Source organism: Streptomyces sp. NPDC001858 (assembly GCF_053594615.1).
Genome location: NZ_JBSFEV010000001.1, coordinates 179225 through 196317 on the forward strand (window position 1 = coordinate 179225; position 17093 = coordinate 196317).

Genomic DNA, 17093 nt, shown 5'->3' on the forward strand with positions numbered 1-17093 from the left:
GGCCTCAGCTCTTGGCGGCCGGAGGCGACCAGGCGCGGCCGGAGCGGACCGGCCCCGGCCCCGGCCCCGGCCCCGGCCCCGGCCCCGGCCCCGGCCGGAGGGGACCAACCGCGGCCGGCCGGTCCCCTCCGGTGTTCAGCGCAGCCAGCCCTGGTGCACGGCGCGGACGCCCGCCTCGAAGCGGCTGCGCGCTCCAAGGCGGTCCATCAGGCCGGTCGCCACCCGGCGGGCCGTCCGGTGGGACACTCCGAGCCGTTTGGCGATGGCCTCGTCGGTGAAGCCGTCGGCCAGCAGTTTCAGGGCCGCCGCCTCGGTGTCCGTCAGTCCGTTCTCGTCCCGCCGGGTGCTCTCCTCGAGCGGTTTCGCCGTCTCCCAGGTCGAATCGAAGAGCGCGCACAGGGCGGTCAGCGTGCCCTGCCCGGTGAGCACCACCGCTCCGGCGGCGGTGTCGTCGCTGTTGACCGGGATCACGGCGGTGCTGCGGTCCATGATGATCAGGCGGATGGGCAGGGTGGGTGCGGTCCGGGCCTGTCGGCCCAGGCCGCTCAGCCATTGCGCGTAGGCCACGGTGTGCGGGCTGTTGCGCACGCTGTCGAGGTAGATGGTGCGCATCCGGATGCCCCTGCCCAGCAGTGACTCGTCCAGCGGCTTGGACGCTTCCAGGTTCTCCGCCGTCTGCTCCCCGTCCGGGGCGAAGATCATGACCTCCTCCCGCACCTCCCGGTGGAGCAGCTTCAGTCGTTCCCGGATGCGGTCCAGGCCGACCAGGTGCTCCACTCCGGGCTCGGTGGTCGTGGGCCGCAGGCCCGCGTACTCGGAGATGAGCTGCGCCGCGGCCGCCCGGGAAGCCTCGATCCGGTTCTGATGCGCGGTGAGTTCGGCCTGTTGGCGGGTGAGCAGGATCTCCATGCCGATGTCGGGGCTGACCGCATGGAGCCGGCCCGGCTCGTCGTACGAGGGCCGCACCAGGGCCAGTTCACTCAGGCCGTCGAGGCCGGCGCGGACCTCCTCCTCAGACATCCCCAGCCGGAGGCAGAGTTCTGTCACGCCGTCGTCCGGATGTGCCAGCATCGTGCGGTAGACGGCTTCTGTGTGTCTGTCCAGTCCCAACAGGGTCAACATGTGCGCCCCCTATGAAGTGATCTTCATACCGATATTCGCACGTAGATGGGGACGTGCGGAGTGCCGGGGGGCGGGATGGCCTGTTCCGTCCAGAGCCTCAAGGGGCCACTCATCGGGCCTGTTCGTCGGTCGTCCCGGTCTCACACTTCGTAGGTATGTACCTGATTCACGCTCACCTCTCGGCTCCGCCCGGCAGCGCCCTGCCGGCCGACGCGGCCCGGTGTGCCCTCGGTCTCGCACGTCCTGGTGAACGGGTGGAACACGTCACCGCGCACCCGTACGCCCTGCCCGTCCCGGTCCTCGGGGTCTTCCTGCGGGCGGAGTCCCTCGTCGAGGCCGAGTCGCTGGCGGCGGCGCTGTGCCGTCGGCTGCTGGATTCCCACGCGGGGCTGGCCGGTTGGGGCCTCCGCCGGGCGGAGGCGCCCCTGCTGGCCACATTGGGACATGGACCATTGGGGCCAGCTGAAAGCCCTTCCAACCCCTCCGACCTGCGACGAAAGTAGTTCTTGCCGGACGGGACCCCGACCGGCGGACACGGGAAACCGACACCACGTCACCGCGGGACGTGCGACCGGAACGGTCCGACAAAGTCCTCTGCCGAAGGGTCAACCACCATGCACGCCACCGGTATCGCCCAGGCCACCGCGGTCACCGTCCTCGCCGCCGGCTTCCTCCTCCTCGGGTTCGGGGTGACCGCGGGAGACGTGGGCATCGGCGCCCGGGACGCCGGGGTGCGGAGCGTCGCCGGTGCCGCCCTGCCCGGCAACCTCGGCGGGCCGGGAGCAGTCGTCGACGACTTCGGCTGGCAGTAGCCGGACCGCTCGCCCCACCCAGGGCTGCACCTCCTCCTCGGGCGCGCCGTCAACCTCTCTTCCAAGCGCACGAGTTCACCCGTACGTCACCCCGTACGTCACCCGTACGTCACCCGTACGTCACCCGTACGTCACCCGTACCTCCCGACGCCGCACGGCGGGCCTACGCCCCGGCGGCCGTCGTCTCCGACCGCACCGCCACAAGGAGCTACGCGTCATGTCCACGTCACGAACGTCACGTACGTCGCGCACCGCCGTCCTCACGGTCGTCCTCGCCTCCGCGACCGTCCTGAGCACCCTCACCATCACCCCCGCAGCGACGGCTGCGCCGAGCAGCCCCGTCTCCGAAAGCAGCACGGCCACCGAGGACGTCCAGCGCCCCCAGGGCCCGGTCGGTCCGCTGAAGAGCACGTCCGCCGGGAGCGAGTTCTCGGCTCCGGCCGCCACCGCGGCCGCCGCCCCGATCACCCGGAGCGCGGTCATCGCCCGCGCCAAGACCTGGGTCGACGCGCAGGTGCCGTACGACCAGAACGGCTACCGCGACGGCTACCGCACAGACTGCTCCGGGATGGTGTCCATGGCCTGGAACCTCGGGACCAACGCCTGGACCGGCGACCTCGACACCTACGCCACGCGGATCTCCAAGAGTGAGCTGCGCAAGGGCGACATGCTCCTCTTCCACAACACCGCGAACCCCACGAACGGCTCGCACGTCGTCCTCTTCGAGCGCTGGACCGACTCATCGATGACCTCGTACGTCGGCATCGAGCAGACTCCGCCGCACACCCTGCGCCGCACCATCCCGTACGCCTACTTCAGCAACTCCGGCTCCTACGTGCCGTACCGCTACAACAACATCGTCGACGACGTCCCCGTCACCCGCGACCACGACTACACCGGTGATTTGAAGGACGACCTGTTGGGTGTGGACTCGCTGGGGACGTTGCGGCTGTATTCCGGCAACGGTACTTCGGGCGTCGGCTTCACCCGTGAGGTGGGCGGTGGTTGGGCGGCGATGGACAAGGTGGCCGCGGCCGACTTCAACGGTGACGGTGACGGCGATCTCGTCGCTGCCAACAAGACGTCCGGTGACTTGTATCTGTACATCGGCAACGGTGACGGCGGCTTCGAGTCGACGACCGAGGTCGGGCATGGCTGGACGGGTGTGGAGCAGTTGGCGGCCGGTGATTTCACGGGTGACGGCAAGGCCGACATCGTGGCGGTGAACAAGTCGGACGCTTCCTTGAACCTGTACACGGGCACCGGCAGCGGGGTCGCCTTCACGAAGCAGATCGGCACCGGCTGGGGGAAGATGACGAACCTGGCGGCGGGTGACTTCAACGGTGACAACCGCGCCGACCTGATCGGCACGCAGGAGGACTCGGGGGCTCTGCTGCTGTACCCGGGTACTTCGGGCGGGGGCGTCGGGAGCGCGATCCAGATCGGTACCAGCTTCAACCTGATGAGCAAGCTGACGCTGACGGACATCAACAGCGACGGCCGCGCGGACGTCGTCGCCGTCAGCGGCACCACCGGGGACCTGTACCTCTACACCAGCAAGAGCAACAGCCTCAACTCCGGCGTCGAGATCGGGCACGGCTGGGGCGGCTTCAAGCACCTGATCTGAGACCGCCGACCCACCACTCCTGAGCACCCATGAGGGGCCCGTTCCCACCGAGGGCGGGCCCCTCCCCGATCCCTCTGACACCTCCTCACCCGAAACGGAATCCGTCATGCCGCGCCCCGCCACCGCCCTCCGCTCCAGCCTCGCGCTCGTCACCGCGATCACCGCCGGCCTCGCCTGCCCGCTGCTCCTGACCCAGCCCGCCTCGGCCGCCTCCGTGGCCACCTGGGAGAAGGTCGCCGAGTGCGAGAGCAGCGGCAACTGGTCCATCAACTCAGGCAACGACTATTACGGTGGCCTCCAGATCTCGGCGAGCACATGGGCCGCATACGGTGGCCACGACTACGCCTCCAACGCCCATCTGGCGACCAAGAAGCAACAGATCCTCATAGCCGAAAAGATCCTGGCGGGCCAGGGCGCCGGCGCCTGGCCCCGCTGCGGCGCGATCGCCGGGCTGGCGAACGACCACGCCGACCCGTACCCGCCCGTCGAGGTGCACCGCGACCACGACTACACCGGTGATTTGAAGGACGACCTGTTGGGTGTGGACTCGCTGGGGACGTTGCGGCTGTATTCCGGCAACGGTTCCTCGGGTGTCGGCTTCACCCGTGAGGTGGGCGGTGGTTGGGCGGCGATGGACAAGGTGGCCGCGGCCGACTTCAACGGTGACGGTGACGGCGATCTCGTCGCTGCCAACAAGACGTCCGGTGACTTGTATCTGTACATCGGCAACGGCGACGGCGGGTTCCGGTCGACGACGGAGGTCGGGCATGGCTGGACGGGTGTGGAGCAGTTGGCGGCCGGTGATTTCACGGGTGACGGCAAGGCCGACATCGTGGCGGTGAACAAGTCGGACGCTTCGCTGAACTTGTACACGGGCACCGGCAGCGGGGTCGCCTTCACGAAGCAGATCGGCACCGGCTGGGGGAAGATGACGAACCTGGCGGCGGGTGACTTCAACGGTGACAACCGCGCCGACCTGATCGGCACGCAGGAGGATTCGGGGGCTCTGCTGCTGTACCCGGGTACTTCGGGCGGGGGCGTCGGCAGCGGCATCCAGATCGGTACCAGCTTCAACCTGATGAGCAAGCTGACGCTGACGGACATCAACAGCGACGGCCGTGCGGACGTCGTCGCCGTCAGCGGCAGCACCGGGGATCTGCTGCTTTACACGAGCAAGAGCAACAGCCTCAACTCCGGCGTGGAGATCGGGCACGGCTGGGGCGGCTTCAAGCACCTGATCTGAGACCAGCGGTCTCGCGTGAGGTGAGGGGGAGGTGAGGGGGCCGCCCCCTCACCTCACGCGGTCCACGACCAGCGCACAACCGCCCTCGATGAAGCGTCGACAACCCCGTAAGCGGTCGGTCGACACTCCTAGCGCCCTCCGAACTGCTGATCCGTCGGCACTACCTCACGGCCCAGCGGCATGAGAGAGATCGGGATCAGCTTCAGGTTCGCCCACCCGAACGGGATCCCGATGATCGACAGGAACAGCGGGATGCTGGTGACCAGGTGGGCCAGAGCCAGCCACCACCCGGCGAAGATCACCCAGATCACGTTCCCGATGAACGATCCTGCCCCAGCCCCCGGCCGATCCACGGTGGTGCGGCCGAACGGCCAGATGACGAAGCCGGCGATGCGCAGCGACGCGATGCCGAAGGGGATGGTGATGATCAAGATGAAGCAGATCAGCGCCGCGATCAGGTAGCCGATCGCCATCCAGATGCCGCAGAAGACGAGCCAGATGATGTTCAACAGCAGGTTGAAGAGCTTCATGGTCGGTACCTCTCCAGGTAGGTCCATCGGCATGCCTGCTACCACCAGTATCAGCCGGTCAGGCGTTCAGGCGGAACCGCAGCGCCCTTGTGGCGTGATCGAGAACCCGCGGAGACTCGGGCCGGTCCTCGCCGGCGGGCGGCGGGCGGCGGGCGGCGGGCGGCAGGCAGCAGGCGGCTGGTCGCTGGTGGCCGGCCATCGCGCACATCGTCACCGGTTTCCACAACGGGCAGGTTGTCCACAGGCCGACCCGATTGTCAGTGGCGGGCTCCATCATGAACGCATGACCGAGAACGAGCAGTTGCTGGCAAGGGTGGCGGTCAAGGCGGCGGCCACCCGCCCCTGGGGCTGGCCTTCGCTCCCCGATCCCGTGGACGAGGACACCCTGGCCCGGGCCGAGACCGCCCTCGGTTTTCGCCTGCCCCGGCTGCTCGCCGACCTCTACCTGCGCGTGGGGGACGGTGGATTCGGCCCGGAGTACGGACTGCTGCCCCTGTTCGACAGCACTCCGGCCGGCGAACCCGCCGCCGTGACCCAGTACCTCGTGAACCGCGAGAGCGTTCGCGAGGATCCCGACTGGCCCTGGCCGGACGGCGTCCTGCCGATATCCCACTGGGGCTGTGCCATGTACGCGTGCGTGGACTGCCACTCTCCACAGGCGAGGGTCCTGCTCTTCGAGCCGAACCCGGGCGACCCCGACCAAGCCTGGTTCGTGGACGCCCCCAGCCTCGCGGACTGGCTGCACGCCTGGCTCGACGGCACGGGCTGGTACGACGTCATGGACGAGGACCTGAGACTGACCCCTTGGACCGAGTACCGCATACGCACGGCGGTGAATCGGCTGCCGACGCAGTAGGGCCAGGGCCATCGGGGGGCGCAACCGCGCGACCGTCCGCCACGCCGCGCCGCACCCTGCTGATCACCCTGCGAGGGACATCACACTGCCCGGACAGTGCGGGCACAGCACGGAAGGGCAGGTTCACGGCATGAGCATCATCAGCTGGATCATCCTGGGGCTGTTGGCCGGAGTCATCGCCAAGGTCCTGCTGCCGGGTCGTGACCCGGGCGGCTTCATCGGCACGACCTTCATCGGCATCGCGGGCGCGTTCATCGGCGGCTGGATATCGGCCCGCTGGCTCGACCACCCGGTCACCAAGGACTTCTACGACGGCGCGACCTGGGCCGCGGCGATCGGCGGATCGCTCGTCCTCCTGATCGCCTACCGCCTGCTGTTCGGCAACTCGCGCGACTGAGCGCCGGCGGGTCGGCCGACTGGTCAGTCGGCCGACCGTCGTCCGACTACCGGTAGTTCACGAACTGCAGGGCGAAGTCGAAGTCCTGGCCCTTGAGCAGTGTGATGACGGCCTGGAGGTCGTCGCGGCTCTTGGAGCTGACGCGCAGTTCCTCGCCCTGCACCTGGGCCTTCACACCCTTGGGGCCCTCGTCGCGGATGAGCTTCGCGACCTTCTTCGCGTTGTCCTGGGAGATGCCCTCCTTGATCTCCGCGAAGAGCTTGTACTCCTTGCCGGAGAGCTGGGGCTCGCCCGCCTCCAGCGCCTTCAGCGAGATCCCGCGCTTGATCAGCTTGGACTGGAAGACGTCGAGGACGGCGTTCACCCGGTCCTCGGAGTTCGCCTCCATCAGGATCTTGTCACCGGACCACGAAATGGAGGCGCCGACGCCCTTGAAGTCGTAGCGCTGGGAGATCTCCTTGGCGGCCTGGTTGAGGGCGTTGTCGACCTCCTGCCGCTCGACCTTCGAGACGATGTCGAAACTGGAGTCGGCCATGTCCTGTGGCTCCTTGTATCGGGGGGTGTGTCGGATGCGTCTCGGCGTACGTGGGCGTGGCCGCCGAGCCCGGCGTGATCCCGGGCCGCATCCGGACAAGCCTAGCCACCCCGCTCCCCCCGGGCGGTGCGGAATCAGGTGGCGAAGCACCCCTGGGCATCGGGTATCGTTTACGTCGTTGCCAGGGAACACCGCCGAAAAGCGGTTCGAACAGGCAGCGACCCCGGCGGTGTGCCCGAGCGGCCAAAGGGAGCAGACTGTAAATCTGCCGGCTCAGCCTTCCCAGGTTCGAATCCTGGCGCCGCCACGCTGAGAACGAAGGGTCCGTGACCTGCTGCAACAGCTGGTCACGGGCCCTTCGTCATGCGCCCCGGTAATCAGCCGACTGTCTCACTCTGTCTCGCGTTCGAACGCCCCGTCTCGAAGCGCGTGGACGGGGCGTGGACGGGATTTCGGGCCCGTCACCCGCCCTGACCCAACCGGGCGGAAATCTTGGCGTTTGCGGCGTCGTCCCCATCTTTCAGGAACTTGGCGTACGCCCGGAAGAGCACCGCCACGCTGTGGCCGGCGCGCTCCGCCACGAGCTGAGGTTCCACGCCGGAGCTAAGCCACGTGGACACGGCCGCGTGACGAAGGTCATACGGCCGCTTGGCGAGCGCCGATCCGTGCTCCGCCGGAGTAAGGGCCCGCGTGCGAGCCTCAGCCCAGGCTTCTCCGTACCCCGTGTCTTGGACCAACCCGCCGCGCAGCGATTGGAAGACTCGGCCGTCAGTTGCGGTGCCGTATGCGGTGAGGTGCCACCTCAGCAGGGCAACCAGCTCCGGGGGAATCGGCACTCGTCGGACCGTCTTTCGCGGTCGGTGCTTGAGCCCCTTCTTCTCGTGCGCTTCGCCGCTGTCAGTCCAGGCGGTACCGGATCGCGGGCGAGTCTCGTGAAGCCTGAGCAGGCCCCAACCGTGACGCGGGAGGTCGCAATCACCAGTGCGGAGCCCAATGACTTCCGCCGGTCGTGCCGCCGCGTAATACATACAGCCGAAGAATGCTGCGAGCCGTCTGCCGCGCTTGCCCTGGTCTCGCACCGCCGCCAGGAGCTTTGCCGCTTGAGCGGGATTCGGCACGCACGCCGGATCCACTTCCTCTACGACCTGCTCAGGTGCTTTCCACTTGATCCGGTCCAACGGATTGTCACTGAGTAGTTCAGCGTCGACCGCGAATTCAAGTGAATTGTAAAGAATCGCTCGCTTCCTACTGATTGTTCCCGCTGCGGCTGTCTTGCCGTCCAACTTCTTGGATAGGGCGGTAAGCGCCGCCCGCATCGTGAGCCGATCGGAGAGCGCGGACATGGGGAGCGACTTCCGCTTGAACCAGTCCAGCACCTTGGCAACATCGGGGGGTGTCTCTTTCTCCCATCGGTTTTTGTTGAAGGCCCAGCTGTAGAGCGCGTGGCGGACGGTTTTCGCGTCCGGCATCCCCTTGGTGTCCTTTACGAAGGCGGGCGTCACGGTGGCCATGGCCTCCGCCAACGTCCTCCGAGTGTTGCCGGGGGCGTTGTCCCACTTCATCGCTATGTAGGTGCGGGCGTGCTCGTACCACGAGATGTCCCGCTTCTTGTCGACCATGGACTTCGGGAGTCCGCTGTCGACGTCGAATGGCTCACCCCCGCGCGCCGCCGTAATAAGTTGGGCCCGGCGACTTTCCGCCAGGCCCTGAGTGAGGAACGACTCCGAATGCGGGCGGGTGCCCACCTTCCATCGAAGTTGGTAGGGCTTCCGATAGTCACGCTTCCGGATGGCCCAGATCTTGACGGTGTAGCTCCACTCGGTCAAGCGGCTTCCATTTCGTCTTTGAAGGAGTCCAGGACGCTTCGGCGCACGCAGATGCGACCGGATGGCGTACGACGTGCCTCCGGGCCGTATCCACGATCGCGCCAGCGGTACCAGGTGGGACGGCTTATGCCGAGTTCCACAAGGACGTCACTCAGGGGCAAGAGTTCGTCCTTCGGCGCACGGCGCCGACGGGGCGGGGTGCTCATGACGGGATCTCCGTGTGGTTGGGAGAGGACGGGCGGGGCGTGGTTGGCGTCACAATGTCGCGGGTCGCGGACCATCGCGGACCACCCCTGTTGACCTGCGGTTTTGATGGGGTCGGTGTGCGGACCATCGCGGACCGCCGGTGCGGGCGTGGTCCGCGGTGGTCCCGTTTCTATGGCTGGTGAATGCGCAGGTCAGGCAGGGTGGTCCGCGATGGTCCGCGACCCGGCGAAATGTGGTTGGAGGGCTACTCGGGTGCGTGGGCGGGGCGCCGCGTGATTCCGACGTAGGTGCGGATGCGGGTGTCGCCGTCGCGGGGGCGGGCGAGCGTGAGTTGTGGGATGACGGAGAGGAGGTTGCGGCCGAAGATCTGTTTCGTTCCGGGGCGGACGTTGTTGTCTTCGGCCCACTCGCGCCAGACGGCCCACAGGTTGTCCACGGGAATGGCGCATGACGGCCCGGTGATGCAGCGCTCACGGACGAACGCGCTGGTGGGGGATGCGGTGTCGCGCATGGTGGTGACCGCTTCACGGCTGGACTTGGGTTCTGTGATCCGCCCTGTCCTCTGGAGGCGGGCGAGTCCCTCCAATGCCCAGTTGAGAATGCCGGGCATCTCTGCCGTGAGCCGGTCGGTGAGGGTGTGGTCTTCCTTGCCCAGCCACGACGTGCGCATGGTGAGCAGGACGAACCGGTTGGCGATGACGCCGGATGCGTCGCCGAAGTGCGGCAGCTCGTTGGACAGGATCACGAGCCGGGTGGGGAGTTTTCCGGTCCAGTGCTCGCGGTGCTTGCGGTCGACGTCGATCGTGTCCTCACCGGAGATCGTCAGCAGCCGCTCAACCACCTGGCTGTTGTCGTTGCCGGACAGGCGGGCGTCGGAGATGACCGCGAGGGGCTTGCCGAGCAGGGTGGACAGTCCGAAGTTCGTGCCGAGTCCGGCCAGGGTGGGCCCGGCAAGGTTCTCCTTGCCGACCAGGGCTTTGAGGACGCGGGCGATGGTGCCTTTGCCGGAACGCGTCGGGCCGACCATGAGCAGGATCTTCTGTTGGTCGGTGCGGCCGGACAGGACGTAGCCGAACCACTCCTGTATGGCGTGGATGGCGTCGGGGTCGTCGGGCCAGAGCTGGGACAGGAAGTGTTCCCACGCCGGTGCCGTGGCGGTCGGGTCGTAGGCGAACGGGACGGAGACGAAGTTGAAGAACCCGGGGGTGTGCGGCAGCAGGGCCCGGTCACGGATTCTGAGCAGCCCGTTCTGACATGCCACGATCGGGCTGCTGTCCTGCTCGCCGTCGCTGTCGAGCCATGTCGGGGCGTCGGTGTCGGTCGGCAGCAGTGTGACGGCGCCCAACGCGTCGAGCAGGTTGCTGATTTTCGGTTTTGTCGGTGCCCAGTCGCGTTCCTCGGTCTCGCCGTCCTTGCCGGGGACCTGGTAGACGACGTGCTCAAGCCGCTCGTACATGGCTTTGCGGATCTGGGCTTCGTCGATCTCGCGCCAACAGGTACCGGTCCACCGCATCCACGATGCGCGCCAGCGCCGGTAGATGAGCTGTCCGTCCTCGGTCTGCCAGTCCGGCAGCAGTCGGCGGGCGACGGCCATCGGGTGGGACGGAGAGGGCAGCTCTTCCGCGCGCGGCTCAGGGCGAAGGGCAGAGGGGACGCCCTTGCGGGCGGCGCCTGCGGGCTCGCCTGCGGCCGTGCCCGGTGCGGGCTGTTCGGCGTCCTGCGGGCCGTCTGCGGGGGTGTGGGGCCTTTGCGTCATGCGGTGGCTCCCTGGCCGGTGTTGAGGCCGTTGGCGACTGCGCGGCGGGCGTACGCCTTCGGGACGCCCACGGCGACGGCGGCGGCCACGATCTCTTCGGCGAGCGCCGCGAGTCCGCAGGGTCCGGGGCAGGCGGTGTGCTGTACGGCGAGGAACCGAGCGGCGCCGAACGCCTGTGATCCGGCGCCGGATTCGGCGCGGGCTCGTACGAGGGTCAGACCGCGTTCCAGGCCGGTGCGGACGAAGCGTTCGTTGTGGCGGCATCCGGTGGCCGTGCTGCGGTCCCAGGGGGCGCGCGGGTGGGAAGACACCACCTTCGCGCGGGCGGGGGTGGTGTCTTCCTTCACAGTCAGGGCGCGCACGGCCGACGGGAGTTCGAGCGTGCGGCCGGTGCCGGTGCCGAGCCAGCGGGCGTACTGCATGTGCGACTTGATGTCGACGCCGGGCCGGACGGCGTTGGCTGAGCGCATTACGCCGCGGTAGATCCAGTGTTCGCCGCGGGTGGTCGGCACGGTGCGGGTGGCGGGCAGCTGCGCGCGGGCCCAAGCGATGGCGGCGGGGTTGTCCAGGTCGACGACGGTCACGTCGGCGCCGCCGGGGTGGTAGCCGACGCCGTGCGCCCGGTGCCAGGCGGGAGCCCACGCGGGGGAGGTGAGGACGTGGGGGTCTGTGGTGGCGGCGGCCCATCCGTGGCACGGCGCGGGGCACTGGCAGGGGCCCGTGTTCTTCATGTGGGGCCGGTCGCCGCATGCGCTGTTCTTGCAGTCGGGGCAGTTGCCGAACGGCCGCTTTCCCGCCCGCAGGGGGAACGCCGGTACGCCGTGCGCGGCGAGTGCCAGCGCGATGCGCAGGGCTTCGGGCGCGGCGGTTCGGGCTCGCCGAAGGGGGGTGGGTTGGGTCATGCTGGGGGTCTCCAGTCCTGTTGCAGGGTGCTGGGGGACAAGGGCGGCCCCGGACTTTTGCCGAGACGGGGGCCGCCCTTGGCGCAGCTAGAACGGGGGTTCGTCGCTGTAGCCGCCCGGGCCCCACGGGTCGCGGCCGTCGTAGGTGTGGCGGCGCAGCCGACGGAGAAGGTGCGGGAGGGGCAGCAAGGTGAAGCGGCGGGTGTCGTCCCAGCAGTCGCAGGGGTCCCATCCGGTGTCGGCGTACTCGCCGTGTTCGTCGCCGTAGTGGTAGGGGATCCAACCCTCGCCCTGGCAGTCGGGGCAGTGGGGTTGGGGGGTGTCGGTCAGGACCAGCGCGCGGCGTGGCCAGTCGGCGACCTGAATGCGGAAGCGGATCACGGGTGTTGGTCTCCCTTGTCAGCCGTAGAACTTGTTGCGCTTGATGACGGCCTTGCGGATGTTGACCGTGGTGCCGCCCTTGTGGCCGCTCGCGCTGAACACCTGCACGGCGATCCATCCGCCGAAGGCGACGGCGGCGAGGATGACCAGCTGGGTGACCAGCGCGGTGAGGGCGGTGATGAACGCGGTCAGCAGGAACAGTCCGCCGCACAGGGCGAGGAACCCGACGCCCCCGAGGGCGACGTTCACCGCCGCGCGGGAGACGGCCGGCTTGTGGGCGAGCGGTTCGGGCTGTGCGGGGTGGACGGCGTAGCCGGTGACGACACGGCCGTCCGGGAGGACGACGCTCGCCACGGCCGGGATGCCGCCGGGCTGCACGGGCGCGAGCTGCACCGTGTGCGCGGGCATGGGCGTGAGCGGGGTGGGGTGGTGGATTTCCAAGGCCGTCGGTTCGGCCGACGTCCCGTAGCGGGTGGGCTCGTTCACGGTCGTGGCCCCTTCTCAGTTGCCGAGTGCGGCGAGGGCGTCGGCGGACGCCTGCACGAGGTTGTGGATGGGCTCGTACGCGCCGGTCCCGGCGGCGAAGAACCCGAACATGAACAGGACGAGGGCGGCGCCGCCTCCGGCGGACTTGGTCTTGACGGCGAAGGCGGATGCGGCGCCGAAGAGCAGCACGGCGGAGATGTTGAGGATCATCGGGTTCGGATGCCTTCCGGGCGGGGGGTGTCGGTGCCGGCGCGGTAGACGCGGGCCCAGCGGTTGTAGAGCCAGCGGCCGGCGCGTATGCGTTTGCCGGTGGCCTTGCAGCGGCGGCAGTCCTTGCCGCGCTTGAGCCGTCCTTTGCGGTCGGTCTTGAGGGTGTGGCCCATGCCGCGGCACTTGCGGCAGTCGCCGAACGGCGAGGCCGCACACAGCCCGCCGTAACCGAGAGTGATGATGAGTGGGCAGGCGATAGCGAGGAGGATGGGGGTCATGAGATGCCCTCCGGGCGGAGTTTCGGGGGTTTCCGCAGGTGGGCCGCTATCCGCTAGCGGCCTGATCAACGCAGGTTTGGGGTGCTAGCGGGGCCGCTAACGTTAGCGGGGTGTGCCGCTATCGTTAGCGGCCCCGGAGCCTCAGCCCGCGTCCCGCTTTCCGTCACGCTCCGCAATCGCGGTGGTGATGTGGGAGCGGTCGATGCCGCGGCGGTTGACGACCTTGCCGTCCACCCGGCGGCCGACCTGGATGGTGGCGATGCCGTGCGGCTTGAGCGCGGCGGCGAGACCCTCGGGGTCCCAGCCGCCGTAGACGTCGGGGCGCAGTTCGGCGAGCCGGGCCACGACCGTTTCGGACCATTCCTTGGCCTGTGCGGCGGGGGTGACGGCGAGGATGTCGGCGAGCAGGTCGTAGGACGGCCCGGTCACCGTCTCCGGCGTCTCCCCGAGGGCGTGGCCGGTGAGGAGTCCGGCGGTCTCGCGTGCCCGGCGGGCGCGGGCGGCGATGGCGGCGGCGCCGGGGGCGTCCACGAAGGTGCCGTAGACGATCCGGGCGTCCGATCCTTCGCCCACGAAGTAGTGGATGCCCTTGTCACCCCAGGCGAACATGGTGGCGCGTACGCCGCGCTTGTAGGCGGACGTGCCGAGCACCATGTCGTTCTCGGTCTGTCCCATGACCTTCAGGCAGAAGCGGGCGCCGGCGTTCGCGCTGATCCCGGTGGGCAGCGACTTCGCGTCGGGGCGCTGCGTGGCGAGCAGCATCACGATGCCGGTCGCGGGGCCGCGCTTGACCAGGTCGGTGGCGATCTCCTCGAACTCCTTGCCGTGCTCGGGGTGCTCGAACAGCACCTGGCACTCGTCCACCCCGACCACGATCGGATGCAGGCCCAACGACCGCTTGTCGGCGAGAGCGCTGGTCACCTTCGACTCGGGGCAGATGTCGCGGGGCAGGGAGCGGATCACCTTGGTGCGGCGGCGCAGTTCCTCGCGCAGCGCCCGCCAGTCGGCGAGCACGTACCCGATGGATTCGTCATCGTCGCCGGCGGCGTGCCGGTGGGATACGGCGTCGCCGACCGGGTCCAGGTCGCCGGTGCCCTTCATGTCGAAGGTGTGCAGCTCCGCCCGCGGATCCAGCGCCGCGATCAGCAGAAGCAGCCTGAGCAGGAACGTCTTGCCCATCCGCGGGATGGCGCCGATCACGCCGGCGATGTACATCAGGGTGACGTCGACCCAGCGTCCGCGCTGGTCGGTGCCGTAGGCGACGGGCTTGAACAGGTCCACCGCCCCGGCCTTGGCCAGCGGCCACTGAGGCTTCTTCGACTGCGCGAGATCCTGGTCGCCGACCCACAGCACGAGGCGCCCGGTGTGCTCGTGCGTGACCGCCTCCGGCCACACGCACCCGAGGGGGCGGCGCAGTCCGGACGCGAGCCGCTCACGGCGCTCGATCACGTCCGTGACGGTCACGCCGAAGGGGAGGTTGCCCTCCGCTCGCCAGCCGGGCCCGTCGCGGGTGATCGGGGCGGTGAACTCGAACCCGTTGCGCCCCTTGGCCTGCGCCTGGTTGATCGCGGGAATGCCGAGCGAGCCCAGGGCGCGCAGCACGATGTCACTCGTCAGCTTCGTCGCCTTGGGCAGTTCCACCGCGCGGTGGACGACCGGCGCGTCCGCCTTGCGGCCCACGACCCCGAGCGCCATCACGAGCGCGGTCACCGACACGGCCTGAAGCCACGCCGGGGCGAGCACGTACAGGGCCAGCGCCGTGGCCAGTCCGGTGAACATGCCCAGCACCGTGACCAGCGTGCGCAGCCGGACGCGGCCGTCGCGCTGCCGCGACAGCTTGAGGTACTCGGCTGCGTCCTCCCGGCGGACGGCGGCCAGGCGGACGGGTTCGCCCTCGCGGTCGGCCGCCCACCGCATCGTGCCCCCGACGAACCGGGCGGCGCCGGCCGGGGCTTGCAGGGTGAGCCGGGCGGCGTAGACCGGGGCGCGAAGCGCGTGGTAGCCGGTCGCGTGGGCGTAGTGCCGGGCCACCCATGCCGATGCCGTCTTGAGTTCTGCCAGGGAGCGCAGCCACACGGGGATGACCGGACGGAGCCGGGCGGCGGCGAGCCGACCGAGGTAGCCCGGACCGGCCGCCTTCAGCGACGGCGAGTCGACCAGCACGGCCGTGCTCGGGTCGGCCGACTCCGCCCCCGACTCACTCGGGTGGGAGTCGGGCGACCGGTCGGCGGACGGTCGGGCAGTCGGGTCGGCCGACTCGGTGCGGGCGGACCGGGCCTTGTCCAGGTCGACCACCTCGCCGTGCGAGTCGGCGGTCATCTCGGCTTCGAGTCGGGTGAAGAGTTCGTTGTCGTCGTCGGGGTGCTTCACTGAACTTCCTTCCGGAAGGTGTGGGAGGGAAGGGCCCGGCCGTCGCTGTAGGAGGTGGGCGGCCGGGCCTGTTTGTGATGATGAGCGCCCTACCGGGCGGTAAGTACTACAGCCTGTGGCACTTTTGCGGGCGTGGTTCGCCCCACGGCACGGGCGCTACAGGTCGAACAGTCCGCCCTGTTCGGCGAGCGTCGCAGCCTGTTGCTTGCGGGCGAGTCGGGCGGCGGCGGTGTGGCAGTCGGGGCACCATGCGCGCAGTTCGCCCGAGGGGAGTGCGGCCGCGGCAACGTCGGTGGCGAGCGGGTCGGCCGGCGCGGCCATGAGCCTGACGAGTCGGCCGTGCTTGCTGGTGTAGTGGTCGTGCTCGCGCGGGCAGCGTCCGGCGTCCCGGTTGTGGGGGTTGCCGCACTCGCCGCCGCACTGGCAGCGGTGGCCGGCCGCCTCCATCACAGTGTTGAAGACGGCCGCTCCGACGATCGGCTGTGACCTCATGCCGCTGCCCTCCCCCAGATGTCGGGTTCGGCCCGGTGCAGCAGGATGCGCAGGGCGGCGGCGGCCTGTGGCCAGACGACGCCGTTGCCGAGCGCTTTGAGCTGTGCGGTGCGCGACAGCCCGGGTACGGCCGTGACGTGCCCGGCGGGAAGAGCCATGAGCCATTCCACGAAGGGCGGGTTCAGGCGTCCCAGAGCGTCAGTTGGTCCGGGGGCGGGGCGGCCGATGACCGTTTCCCACCTGCGGATGGCCTGCTCGTAAGGGCCCCACGCGACGTCGGGCTGTTCCGCTCGCCGTCGGCCGCCGCCGGGGTCGCGGTCGGCAGCAGCTCGCCCACTTCGGCGGCCAGGCTCTTGCCGTGCCTGCCCGCTTCCTGTGAGGGACTGCGCTTGGTCTGCCGGTTCTCGTTCGCCGACGCGCGGGGCGTGGGCAGCAGCGAGACGACGTGACGCAGGTTCATCCCGCCCTGCGCCGCGTGCCCCGCTCCCGTGCTCTCCGACGTCGAAGGAGTCGGCAGCAGCGACGTGACCGCGGTGGGCAGCTGTCCGCGCTGCCCACCGCCGCGCCAGTCCCTCGCCGCCGGAGTCGGCAGGCCACGCGAGGATGAAGAGCCGGTTGCGCTGGTGAGCGGCGCCGATGTCCGACGCGCGTACACAACACCACTCCGCATCGAACCCGAGGGCGGCAAGGTCACCGAGGACGGTGTCGAATCCGAGGGAAACGTGACCTGCGACGTTCTCAAAGACTGCGAGCCGGGGTCGTAGAGCGCCAAGGGCGCGGGCGATGTGCGGCCAGAGGTGCCGGGCATCCTTGGTTCCCTTCCGTTTGCCCGCCGTGCTGAACGGCTGGCACGGGTAGCCGCCGGTGAGGATGTCGACCGGGGCGACGCCGTGCCAGTCGAGAGCCGTGATGTCCTGGAGGTTGGGCACCGTCGGGTGGTGGTGGGCAAGGATGAGCGCGGCACCGGGGTCGTTGTCCGCCACCCACGCCAACTCACCGCCGAACACGTGCTGTACGGCCATGTCCAGGCCGCCGTAGCCAGTGCACACTGACCCGATCCGCA

The 17093-nt window shown here is 69.2% G+C and carries 21 protein-coding genes, 1 tRNA gene and 1 pseudogene; 8 read left to right on the forward strand and 15 right to left on the reverse strand.

Translation table 11 applies throughout. The features are described 5' to 3' along the window. Positions 1 to 135: 135 nt before the first annotated feature. A complete protein-coding gene (locus ACWCPF_RS00865) occupies positions 136 to 1122 on the reverse strand; it encodes a helix-turn-helix domain-containing protein (protein ID WP_451042826.1) in 987 nt (328 codons plus the stop codon). Between the two features lie 155 nt (positions 1123 to 1277). Here ACWCPF_RS00865 and ACWCPF_RS00870 point away from each other — a divergent pair, with 155 nt between their 5' ends. The 4 genes from ACWCPF_RS00870 (at position 1278) to ACWCPF_RS00885 (ending at position 4804) form a co-directional block, all read left to right on the forward strand. Beyond that, the gene (locus ACWCPF_RS00870) at positions 1278 to 1625 is read left to right on the forward strand and encodes a hypothetical protein (RefSeq protein WP_451042827.1); all 348 of its coding nucleotides are present in this window, start codon (positions 1278 to 1280) and stop codon (positions 1623 to 1625) included. A gap of 111 nt (positions 1626 to 1736) precedes the next feature. Continuing rightward, positions 1737 to 1934 (forward strand): hypothetical protein, encoded by a 198-nt coding sequence (locus ACWCPF_RS00875; protein WP_451042828.1) that lies wholly within the window; start codon positions 1737 to 1739, stop codon positions 1932 to 1934. A 217-nt stretch (positions 1935 to 2151) separates the two neighbouring features. Further along, positions 2152 to 3561: an FG-GAP repeat domain-containing protein gene (locus ACWCPF_RS00880; RefSeq protein ID WP_451042829.1), complete on the forward strand. Its 1410-nt coding sequence runs from the start codon at positions 2152 to 2154 to the stop codon at positions 3559 to 3561. A 106-nt stretch (positions 3562 to 3667) separates the two neighbouring features. After that, entirely contained in the window at positions 3668 to 4804 is a 1137-nt protein-coding gene (locus ACWCPF_RS00885; RefSeq protein ID WP_451042830.1) for a transglycosylase family protein, read from the forward strand. Between the two features lie 128 nt (positions 4805 to 4932). On the opposite strand, the gene ACWCPF_RS00890 is transcribed toward ACWCPF_RS00885, so the two are convergent. Beyond that, a complete protein-coding gene (locus tag ACWCPF_RS00890; protein WP_451042831.1) occupies positions 4933 to 5334 on the reverse strand; it encodes a YccF domain-containing protein in 402 nt (133 codons plus the stop codon). 283 nt (positions 5335 to 5617) lie between these two features. Here ACWCPF_RS00890 and ACWCPF_RS00895 point away from each other — a divergent pair, with 283 nt between their 5' ends. Both ACWCPF_RS00895 and ACWCPF_RS00900 read left to right on the forward strand, forming a co-directional pair. Beyond that, positions 5618 to 6190: an SMI1/KNR4 family protein gene (locus ACWCPF_RS00895; protein ID WP_451042832.1), complete on the forward strand. Its 573-nt coding sequence runs from the start codon at positions 5618 to 5620 to the stop codon at positions 6188 to 6190. Positions 6191 to 6320: 130 nt separating this feature from the next. Beyond that, on the forward strand, positions 6321 to 6587 hold the full coding sequence (locus ACWCPF_RS00900) for a GlsB/YeaQ/YmgE family stress response membrane protein (protein ID WP_363168845.1): 267 nt from the start codon (positions 6321 to 6323) through the stop codon (positions 6585 to 6587). 46 nt (positions 6588 to 6633) lie between these two features. Here ACWCPF_RS00900 and ACWCPF_RS00905 read toward each other — a convergent pair whose 3' ends face one another. Then, positions 6634 to 7122: a YajQ family cyclic di-GMP-binding protein gene (locus tag ACWCPF_RS00905; RefSeq protein ID WP_451042833.1), complete on the reverse strand. Its 489-nt coding sequence runs from the start codon at positions 7120 to 7122 to the stop codon at positions 6634 to 6636. A 225-nt stretch (positions 7123 to 7347) separates the two neighbouring features. Here ACWCPF_RS00905 and ACWCPF_RS00910 point away from each other — a divergent pair. Next, positions 7348 to 7429: transfer RNA gene (locus tag ACWCPF_RS00910), tRNA-Tyr, on the forward strand. Positions 7430 to 7583: 154 nt separating this feature from the next. Here ACWCPF_RS00910 and ACWCPF_RS00915 read toward each other — a convergent pair. The 11 genes from ACWCPF_RS00915 to ACWCPF_RS00965 form a co-directional block, all read right to left on the reverse strand. Next, the gene (locus ACWCPF_RS00915) at positions 7584 to 8948 is read right to left on the reverse strand and encodes a tyrosine-type recombinase/integrase (protein ID WP_451042834.1); all 1365 of its coding nucleotides are present in this window, start codon (positions 8946 to 8948) and stop codon (positions 7584 to 7586) included. A 451-nt stretch (positions 8949 to 9399) separates the two neighbouring features. Then, positions 9400 to 10911, reverse strand: coding sequence for a DNA primase family protein (locus tag ACWCPF_RS00920; RefSeq protein ID WP_451042835.1), 1512 nt, complete (start codon positions 10909 to 10911; stop codon positions 9400 to 9402). Then, positions 10908 to 11813 (reverse strand): bifunctional DNA primase/polymerase, encoded by a 906-nt coding sequence (locus tag ACWCPF_RS00925; RefSeq protein WP_451042836.1) that lies wholly within the window; start codon positions 11811 to 11813, stop codon positions 10908 to 10910. Before ACWCPF_RS00925 ends, ACWCPF_RS00920 begins: the two co-directional genes overlap by 4 nt. 87 nt (positions 11814 to 11900) lie before the next feature. Further along, positions 11901 to 12194: a hypothetical protein gene (locus ACWCPF_RS00930; RefSeq protein ID WP_451042837.1), complete on the reverse strand. Its 294-nt coding sequence runs from the start codon at positions 12192 to 12194 to the stop codon at positions 11901 to 11903. A gap of 18 nt (positions 12195 to 12212) precedes the next feature. After that, positions 12213 to 12680: a hypothetical protein gene (locus ACWCPF_RS00935; protein WP_451042838.1), complete on the reverse strand. Its 468-nt coding sequence runs from the start codon at positions 12678 to 12680 to the stop codon at positions 12213 to 12215. A 15-nt stretch (positions 12681 to 12695) separates the two neighbouring features. Beyond that, complete coding sequence (locus ACWCPF_RS00940) at positions 12696 to 12890, reverse strand: hypothetical protein (protein ID WP_361704448.1); 195 nt, start codon at positions 12888 to 12890, stop codon at positions 12696 to 12698. Then, positions 12887 to 13168, reverse strand: coding sequence for a hypothetical protein (locus ACWCPF_RS00945; protein ID WP_451042839.1), 282 nt, complete (start codon positions 13166 to 13168; stop codon positions 12887 to 12889). Before ACWCPF_RS00945 ends, ACWCPF_RS00940 begins: the two co-directional genes overlap by 4 nt. A 141-nt stretch (positions 13169 to 13309) precedes the next feature. Beyond that, on the reverse strand, positions 13310 to 15538 hold the full coding sequence (locus ACWCPF_RS00950) for a cell division protein FtsK (RefSeq protein WP_451042840.1): 2229 nt from the start codon (positions 15536 to 15538) through the stop codon (positions 13310 to 13312). Positions 15539 to 15694: 156 nt separating this feature from the next. Beyond that, the gene (locus ACWCPF_RS00955) at positions 15695 to 16030 is read right to left on the reverse strand and encodes a hypothetical protein (protein ID WP_451042841.1); all 336 of its coding nucleotides are present in this window, start codon (positions 16028 to 16030) and stop codon (positions 15695 to 15697) included. Further along, positions 16027 to 16188 (reverse strand): hypothetical protein, encoded by a 162-nt coding sequence (locus ACWCPF_RS00960; RefSeq protein ID WP_451043123.1) that lies wholly within the window; start codon positions 16186 to 16188, stop codon positions 16027 to 16029. The genes ACWCPF_RS00955 and ACWCPF_RS00960 overlap by 4 nt, the downstream gene beginning before the upstream one ends. Before the next feature lie 23 nt (positions 16189 to 16211). Beyond that, complete coding sequence (locus ACWCPF_RS00965; protein WP_451043124.1) at positions 16212 to 16490, reverse strand: hypothetical protein; 279 nt, start codon at positions 16488 to 16490, stop codon at positions 16212 to 16214. Positions 16491 to 16518: 28 nt separating this feature from the next. Between ACWCPF_RS00965 and ACWCPF_RS00970 the strand changes: the two genes are divergently transcribed. Then, a complete protein-coding gene (locus ACWCPF_RS00970) occupies positions 16519 to 16794 on the forward strand; it encodes a hypothetical protein (RefSeq protein ID WP_451043125.1) in 276 nt (91 codons plus the stop codon). On the opposite strand, the pseudogene ACWCPF_RS00975 reads toward ACWCPF_RS00970, so the two are convergent. Continuing rightward, positions 16678 to 17052: pseudogene (locus ACWCPF_RS00975) on the reverse strand (DNA cytosine methyltransferase); the annotation flags it as partial. The gene ACWCPF_RS00970 and the pseudogene ACWCPF_RS00975 overlap by 117 nt on opposite strands. Positions 17053 to 17093: the final 41 nt, after the last annotated feature.

Coding starts and splice junctions, on each gene's coding strand:
- ACWCPF_RS00865 (WP_451042826.1), bottom strand. CDS start 1,122: ATGTTGACCCTGTTGGGACTGGACAGACACACAGAAGCCGTCTACCGC.
- ACWCPF_RS00870 (WP_451042827.1), top strand. CDS start 1,278: ATGTACCTGATTCACGCTCACCTCTCGGCTCCGCCCGGCAGCGCCCTG.
- ACWCPF_RS00875 (WP_451042828.1), top strand. CDS start 1,737: ATGCACGCCACCGGTATCGCCCAGGCCACCGCGGTCACCGTCCTCGCC.
- ACWCPF_RS00880 (WP_451042829.1), top strand. CDS start 2,152: ATGTCCACGTCACGAACGTCACGTACGTCGCGCACCGCCGTCCTCACG.
- ACWCPF_RS00885 (WP_451042830.1), top strand. CDS start 3,668: ATGCCGCGCCCCGCCACCGCCCTCCGCTCCAGCCTCGCGCTCGTCACC.
- ACWCPF_RS00890 (WP_451042831.1), bottom strand. CDS start 5,334: ATGAAGCTCTTCAACCTGCTGTTGAACATCATCTGGCTCGTCTTCTGC.
- ACWCPF_RS00895 (WP_451042832.1), top strand. CDS start 5,618: ATGACCGAGAACGAGCAGTTGCTGGCAAGGGTGGCGGTCAAGGCGGCG.
- ACWCPF_RS00900 (WP_363168845.1), top strand. CDS start 6,321: ATGAGCATCATCAGCTGGATCATCCTGGGGCTGTTGGCCGGAGTCATC.
- ACWCPF_RS00905 (WP_451042833.1), bottom strand. CDS start 7,122: ATGGCCGACTCCAGTTTCGACATCGTCTCGAAGGTCGAGCGGCAGGAG.
- ACWCPF_RS00920 (WP_451042835.1), bottom strand. CDS start 10,911: ATGACGCAAAGGCCCCACACCCCCGCAGACGGCCCGCAGGACGCCGAA.
- ACWCPF_RS00925 (WP_451042836.1), bottom strand. CDS start 11,813: ATGACCCAACCCACCCCCCTTCGGCGAGCCCGAACCGCCGCGCCCGAA.
- ACWCPF_RS00940 (WP_361704448.1), bottom strand. CDS start 12,890: ATGATCCTCAACATCTCCGCCGTGCTGCTCTTCGGCGCCGCATCCGCC.
- ACWCPF_RS00945 (WP_451042839.1), bottom strand. CDS start 13,168: ATGACCCCCATCCTCCTCGCTATCGCCTGCCCACTCATCATCACTCTC.
- ACWCPF_RS00955 (WP_451042841.1), bottom strand. CDS start 16,030: ATGAGGTCACAGCCGATCGTCGGAGCGGCCGTCTTCAACACTGTGATG.
- ACWCPF_RS00960 (WP_451043123.1), bottom strand. CDS start 16,188: ATGGCTCTTCCCGCCGGGCACGTCACGGCCGTACCCGGGCTGTCGCGC.
- ACWCPF_RS00965 (WP_451043124.1), bottom strand. CDS start 16,490: ATGAACCTGCGTCACGTCGTCTCGCTGCTGCCCACGCCCCGCGCGTCG.